The following is a 6,703-nucleotide window of genomic DNA, read 5'->3' on the forward strand; positions in this document are numbered from 1 at the left end:
GTAAAAATCTGATGCAAAAATGGAAGAATAAGATCAGGGTCAGGCTGTCCGCCCTGGATAAAAAGAAACTGGTTCTTACAAATATTCCTTATGCTCTGGCTGCTTTCTATGCAGACCGGGCATTTTTTCTTTACCGGAACAGTCCGGGAGAAGATATGGGGAACAAACTATTATATGCAATGGAACACGCAGACCGGATTTTTGCTGGTTTTGTGTTAAGCAATAACTGGAAAGATCTGCTAGCAGGTATTGTTGTTGCAGTCGTTCTGAAAGTGTTGGTCTGGCAGAAACAGGCAGATGCAAAGAAACTCCGGAAAGGAATCGAGTATGGTTCAGCCAGATGGGGAAATGCAGAGGATATCAAGCCTTATATGTCAGAAGATCCATGGATGAACATTCCATTGACAGCAACAGAAGCATTGACTATGGAAAGTAGACCTAAACAGCCAAAGTATGCAAGAAATAAAAATATAGTGGTCATCGGCGGCAGTGGTTCCGGTAAGACACGTTTTTTTGTAAAACCATCGGTCATGCAAATGAACTGTTCCATGGTCATTACAGATCCGAAAGGCACTTTGATTGAAGAGTGCGGGAAGATGTTAGCAAAGGGACCACCTAAGAAAGATAAGAATGGAAATATCATGAAAGATAAATCTGGAAAAGTGGTACATGAGCCATATGTGATTAAGGTTCTGAATACCATCAATTTTTCCAAGTCCCTTCATTACAATCCATTTGCTTATATACGGTCTGAAAAAGATATCCTGAAGCTGGTGACAACAATCATTGTGAATACCAAAGGCGAAGGGGAAAAAGCTTCCGAAGATTTCTGGGTGAAAGCAGAGAAATTGCTGTACACAGCACTGATTGCTTTTATCTGGTATGAAGGGGATGAAGAGGAAAAGAACCTGAATACCCTTCTGGATCTTTTGAACGAAAGCGAAACCCGTGAAGAGGATGAAACTTACCAGAATCCTGTGGATATGATGTTCCAGGAACTTGAAGAAAGAGATCCGCAGCACTTTGCGGTCAGACAGTATAAAAAATATAAAATGGCGGCTGGAAAGACAGCGAAAAGTATTTTGATATCCTGTGGAGCCAGACTTGCCCCATTTGATATCGCAGAACTTCGTGAGATCATGTCTTACGATGAAATGGAACTGGATAAGATCGGTGACAGGAAAACAGCCTTGTTTCTGATCATGTCCGATACGGATACCACATTCAACTTTGTGATTGCCATGTTACAGTCACAGCTTTTCAATCTGCTTTGTGATAAGGCAGATGATGTATATGGTGGAAGACTGCCGGTGCATGTGCGTGTCATCGCTGATGAGTTTGCCAACATCGGGCAGATTCCTCAGTTTGACAAGCTGATCGCAACTATCCGAAGCAGGGAAATCTCTGCTTCTATTATTTTGCAGTCCCAGAGTCAGCTAAAGGCAATGTATAAGGATAGTGCAGATACCATTCTGGGCAACTGTGATACTACACTTTTTCTTGGTGGCAAAGAGAAAACCACCTTAAAGGAAATGAGTGAGCTTCTGGGGAAGGAAACCATTGACCTGTATAACACTTCGGAGACGAGGAGTAATCAGAAGTCCTTTGGATTGAACTACCAGAAAACAGGCAAACAGCTGATGACGGAAGATGAGATTGCAGTCATGGATGGAGGAAAATGTATCCTGCAGATCCGTGGTGCCAGACCATTTTTCTCGGATAAATATGATATCACGAAACACAAAAACTATCGGCTTCTTGCAGATGAAAACGAGAAGAACCGGTACAAAGTAGAGAAAGAGTTAAATCCACAGTACACACCGAAACCCGAAGAAGAGGTGGAAGTGATTCATGTAGAACTGTCGGAGTAACCTTGGGAATGAACGAAAAATAATGAGGAAAGGAATAACTGACATTAGGTGCGCCGGCTTTTTAGTCGGTGTTTTTTCATTCCCGTAAACACCTGAAAGAAGTCAGTTTTGGTTTATGAATATATGGCATTTTTTAGCAGCGCAATTACAACTTTAAAAACTCTTGTAGTCGCAATCGGCGCAGGTCTTGGTGTGTGGGGTGTCGTGAACCTTCTGGAAGGATATGGAAATGACAATCCCGGCGCTAATGCTCATGTACGGTAAGGAAGCAAGCAACCGAAAACAAGAGATAGACCGCCAGCACTACACTATTCCGAACCAAAGACCAAAAGATAAGCATTGTGGGAAAATCTAAACTTTTGGATTTTCCTACAATGCCAACTACGGCGGAATCCCTCCCACTCCTTATATCTTTCTGTATACATTGAATTTGTATTTAGTAAAATGCAGACAACACCACGGATCGGCTTTTGGTTGGACAATTCCAACCAAACACCACAGCAGACAGCAGAAAACATTCTGAACGCTAGGAAGCCGGTATGATTGTTACATATAAGGGGAAGAAAAATTTCTTTTAGGTACTTGCTTTCCTAAAACTGATGTGATACAATGATTTAATCCAGAAAAGGAGTAAAAAATATGCGGCAAGGTATTCTTAAATAAAACTATAATCAAATAGTGGGAACAAAGGATTATGATAGCTCCTTTTGTAGGGGCTTAGTTTTTTGTACCCAATTTAAGAATACTTTTGCCTTATCAATTTTGACATATCCCCAAAAACAGCAATCACAAACAGGTGTATGCTGTATATGTGTATGTCCGCAACTTATAATCCCCAGTGGTAAAAGTATTTTACTGCTGGGGATTTTTATGCCCTTTGGGGCTGTAAAGGGAGGACAATCACATGAAAATAATCAATATTGGAATTCTTGCCCATGTAGACGCTGGAAAGACGACCTTGACGGAGAGCCTGCTATATGCCAGCGGAGCCATTTCAGAACCGGGGAGCGTCGAAAAAGGGACAACGAGGACGGACACCATGTTTTTGGAGCGGCAGCGTGGGATTACCATTCAAGCGGCAGTCACTTCCTTCCAGTGGCACAGATGTAAAGTTAACATTGTGGATACGCCCGGCCACATGGATTTTTTGGCGGAGGTGTACCGCTCTTTGGCTGTTTTAGATGGGGCCATCTTGGTGATCTCCGCTAAAGATGGCGTGCAGGCCCAGACCCGTATTCTGTTCCATGCCCTGCGGAAAATGAACATTCCCACCGTTATCTTTATCAACAAGATCGACCAGGCTGGCGTTGATTTGCAGAGCGTGGTTCAGTCTGTTCGGGATAAGCTCTCCGCCGATATTATCATCAAGCAGACGGTGTCGCTGTCCCCGGAAATAGTCCTGGAGGAAAATACCGACATAGAAGCATGGGATGCGGTCATCGAAAATAACGATGAATTATTGGAAAAGTATATCGCAGGAGAACCAATCAGCCGGGAAAAACTTGCGCGGGAGGAACAGCAGCGGGTTCAAGACGCCTCCCTGTTCCCAGTCTATCATGGCAGCGCCAAAAATGGCCTTGGCATTCAACCGTTGATGGATGCGGTGACAGGGCTGTTCCAACCGATTGGGGAACAGGGGGGCGCCGCCCTATGCGGCAGCGTTTTCAAGGTTGAGTACACCGATTGCGGCCAGCGGCGTGTCTATCTACGGTTATACAGCGGAACGCTGCGCCTGCGGGATACGGTGGCCCTGGCCGGGAGAGAAAAGCTGAAAATCACAGAGATGCGTATTCCATCCAAAGGGGAAATTGTTCGGACAGACACCGCTTATCAGGGTGAAATTGTTATCCTTCCCAGCGACAGCGTGAGGTTAAACGATGTATTAGGGGACCAAACCCGGCTCCCTCGTAAAAGGTGGCGCGAGGACCCCCTCCCCATGCTGCGGACGACGATTGCGCCGAAAACGGCAGCGCAAAGAGAACGGCTGCTGGACGCTCTTACGCAACTTGCGGATACTGACCCGCTTTTGCGTTGCGAAGTGGATTCCATCACCCATGAGATCATTCTTTCTTTTTTGGGCCGGGTGCAGTTGGAGGTTGTTTCCGCTTTGCTGTCGGAAAAATACAAGCTTGAAACAGTGGTAAAGGAACCCTCCGTCATTTATATGGAGCGGCCGCTCAAAGCAGCCAGCCACACCATCCATATCGAGGTGCCGCCCAACCCGTTTTGGGCATCCATAGGACTGTCTGTTACACCACTCTCGCTTGGCTCCGGTGTACAATACGAGAGCCGGGTTTCGCTGGGATACTTGAACCAGAGTTTTCAAAACGCTGTCAGGGATGGTATCCGTTACGGGCTGGAGCAGGGCTTGTTCGGCTGGAACGTAACGGACTGTAAGATTTGCTTTGAATACGGGCTTTATTACAGTCCGGTCAGCACGCCGGCGGACTTCCGCTCATTGGCCCCGATTGTATTGGAACAGGCATTGAAGGAATCGGGGACGCAGCTGCTGGAACCTTATCTCTCCTTCATCCTCTATGCGCCCCAGGAATACCTTTCCAGGGCTTATCATGATGCACCGAAATACTGTGCCACCATCGAAACGGCCCAGGTAAAAAAGGATGAAGTTGTCTTTACTGGCGAGATTCCCGCCCGCTGTATACAGGCATACCGTACTGATCTGGCCTTTTACACCAACGGGCGGAGCGTATGCCTTACAGAGCTGAAAGGATATCAGGCCGCTGTCGGTCAGCCGGTCATCCAGCCCCGCCGTCCAAACAGCCGCCTGGACAAGGTGCGCCATATGTTTCAGAAGGTAATGTAAAGATACATAATCGTCAAGACGGCAACAATCAGAAGTTATGGAGGGTAACAATGGAATATAGTAAGGAAGATTTAATGGAAGCAAAAAAGCAAATTTGGGGAGTGGGAGAGAACATGGGAACAGAGGAAAGTAAAAAAATCTGGGAGGAGAACGCACAATTTTGGGATAATGCAATGGGTGACGAATCTAATGAATTTCACAGAGAGGTAGTGCGTCCCAAAGTAACGGAACTTCTATCTCCTAATCCTGCGGATTACATTTTGGATATTGCGTGTGGCAATGGAAATTATTCTTCGTATCTTGCACAAAGAGGCGCTTCGGTTGTCGCTTTTGATTACAGCAAAAAAATGATAGAATTGGCTAAAAGACGGCAATCACAATATGCAAAACAAATTGAATTTTGTGTGGCGGATGCGACCGATAGAAAAAGTATATTAGAATTAAAAAGAAATCGAGCCTTTACGAAAGCAGTTTCTAATATGGCAATTATGGATATTACGGATATTGAACCACTTCTTATGGCTGTTTATGAACTGTTGCAGGAAAGCGGAATTTTTGTCTTTGCAACGCAACACCCTTGTTTTGTCACGTTGACTGAAAAATATATGACACCGCACAGTTACTATGATATAGCGATTGAAGGGCAACCGAAAGAGCAGATTTATTATCATCGTTCCATACAAGATATTTTTAACCTTTGTTTTAGAGCTGGATTTGTCATTGATGGATTTTATGAAGAATGTTTTAAAACCAACAAAGAAATTCCTATGGTAATGATAGTAAGGCTTAAGAAGGTAAAACGTGATAGCTTAAAATAAATTCAAGTTTGTCGGGTAAATAGCAAACCCAGCCGAGCCAGTCAACGGTCAAGATGAACGGCGCATATGCGCAGCCGTTGACAGCCCCGCCCGCCTTTGCTGGTAGGCAATCAAGGGGCGACAGCAAGAAGTGCCACCGCCCCGCACTATTATTCAGAAAGGGGAATTTCCATGACCGACCAGATAGCCTATCAAGAATATATCCAGCGCAGGTACAACGCCTTTTGCAAGACTGTTATCCGCTGTGCCGCCTTGGACAAGATTTTGAAGCTTAAACGGCAATGGGAACGGCAAGTTTCCCTTGACTATCTGATGAACGAGAAGTTTGTCCAGTTTGCCGCGTCGGAGCCGGACGAGGAATACCCATTTACCGTCTGCGGTCAGACCGTCCTGCTCTGCAACGCCGCCCTTGCCGACGCGATCTCTGTTTTGCCGGAGCAGACGCGGGAAGAAATCCTGCGCTATTACTTTCTGCGCCAGCCGCAGCGCGTGATCGGCGCGTGTATTGGCCGGTCACGCAGCACAGCGGGGCGGCATATCCAGCTTGCCTTGCAGCGGCTACGCGAAGAAATGGGGGTGAGCCGGTATGAGTAGACTTCTCCCCTATGAAACAATCCTCAAAGCCCGTGAGGGCGACCCAGAAGCCGTGAACGCTGTCCTGCTCCACTACGCCGGATATATCCGCTATTTCTCAAAAGTGAACGGGCAGGTCAACGCCGAGGTGGAGGACTATGTAAAGCAGCGGTTAATTGACTGTCAATTCAAGTTCCGGCTTGACGAACCACCGGACAAGTCATAAAAACTGAATACCAGCCGCCACCGACGCGGCCAGCGAAAGCAGTAAGTCTTGAAAAAGATTTACTGCTTTTTTTGTTGTCCGGCTCCGCTCCCGGCCATTTTGCCCCCTGCCGGTTGTAGTAGTAAGCGAGGAGGGAATTTTTCTGCCCTGGTGTTTGGCATTTGGAGCATTTACCCGTAGTAGAGGGCAAAGAGAAAGGATTTCTCCAACACCGGGTAGAAACCACTGCGTCCGGTGTCATTTTAGCGAAAGCGGGCAGGAATGCCCTTTACAGGATTAGTAGTAGCAGAAAAAGAGAAACAAACTTTTGTGGTTGCAGTTTTCCAAAAAAGTGGCGGACGGAAGTGAGAGAAAGTTTGCAGTCACGGAGAGCAAGTTTCTACCACGGTGA

6 protein-coding genes are annotated in these 6,703 nt (G+C 46.2%); all 6 read left to right on the plus strand.

Features of this window, described 5'->3' with window-relative positions:
• The first annotated feature begins 11 nt into the window (after window positions 1-11).
• The 6 genes from ACQRBH_RS11870 to ACQRBH_RS11895 all read left to right on the plus strand — a co-directional run bounded on the left by ACQRBH_RS11870 (window position 12) and on the right by ACQRBH_RS11895 (window position 6,312).
• A complete protein-coding gene (locus tag ACQRBH_RS11870) occupies window positions 12-1,871 on the plus strand; it encodes a VirD4-like conjugal transfer protein, CD1115 family (protein WP_227597995.1) in 1,860 nt (619 codons plus the stop codon).
• A 123-nt stretch (window positions 1,872-1,994) separates the two neighbouring features.
• Window positions 1,995-2,135, plus strand: a complete 141-nt coding sequence (locus tag ACQRBH_RS11875; protein WP_029732077.1) for a Maff2 family mobile element protein — start codon at window positions 1,995-1,997, stop codon at window positions 2,133-2,135.
• A 640-nt stretch (window positions 2,136-2,775) separates the two neighbouring features.
• Entirely contained in the window at window positions 2,776-4,695 is a 1,920-nt protein-coding gene (gene tet(W), locus ACQRBH_RS11880; RefSeq protein WP_002586627.1) for a tetracycline resistance ribosomal protection protein Tet(W), read from the plus strand.
• Between the two features lie 50 nt (window positions 4,696-4,745).
• Window positions 4,746-5,513, plus strand: coding sequence for a class I SAM-dependent methyltransferase (locus ACQRBH_RS11885; RefSeq protein ID WP_002586626.1), 768 nt, complete (start codon window positions 4,746-4,748; stop codon window positions 5,511-5,513).
• 171 nt (window positions 5,514-5,684) lie between these two features.
• Window positions 5,685-6,107, plus strand: a complete 423-nt coding sequence (locus ACQRBH_RS11890; RefSeq protein WP_002586616.1) for a sigma-70 family RNA polymerase sigma factor — start codon at window positions 5,685-5,687, stop codon at window positions 6,105-6,107.
• Window positions 6,100-6,312 carry a helix-turn-helix domain-containing protein gene (locus ACQRBH_RS11895; protein ID WP_002586615.1) on the plus strand — a complete coding sequence of 71 codons (213 nt, stop codon included), beginning with the start codon at window positions 6,100-6,102 and terminating at the stop codon, window positions 6,310-6,312. Before ACQRBH_RS11890 ends, ACQRBH_RS11895 begins: the two co-directional genes overlap by 8 nt.
• Window positions 6,313-6,703 lie beyond the last annotated feature (391 nt).

This window comes from Bariatricus sp. SGI.161 (assembly GCF_050313695.1).
Lineage (GTDB): Bacteria > Bacillota > Clostridia > Lachnospirales > Lachnospiraceae > JAFBIX01.

Coding starts and splice junctions, on each gene's coding strand:
- ACQRBH_RS11890 (WP_002586616.1), top strand. CDS start 5,685: ATGACCGACCAGATAGCCTATCAAGAATATATCCAGCGCAGGTACAAC.
- ACQRBH_RS11885 (WP_002586626.1), top strand. CDS start 4,746: ATGGAATATAGTAAGGAAGATTTAATGGAAGCAAAAAAGCAAATTTGG.
- ACQRBH_RS11875 (WP_029732077.1), top strand. CDS start 1,995: ATGGCATTTTTTAGCAGCGCAATTACAACTTTAAAAACTCTTGTAGTC.
- ACQRBH_RS11870 (WP_227597995.1), top strand. CDS start 12: ATGCAAAAATGGAAGAATAAGATCAGGGTCAGGCTGTCCGCCCTGGAT.
- ACQRBH_RS11895 (WP_002586615.1), top strand. CDS start 6,100: ATGAGTAGACTTCTCCCCTATGAAACAATCCTCAAAGCCCGTGAGGGC.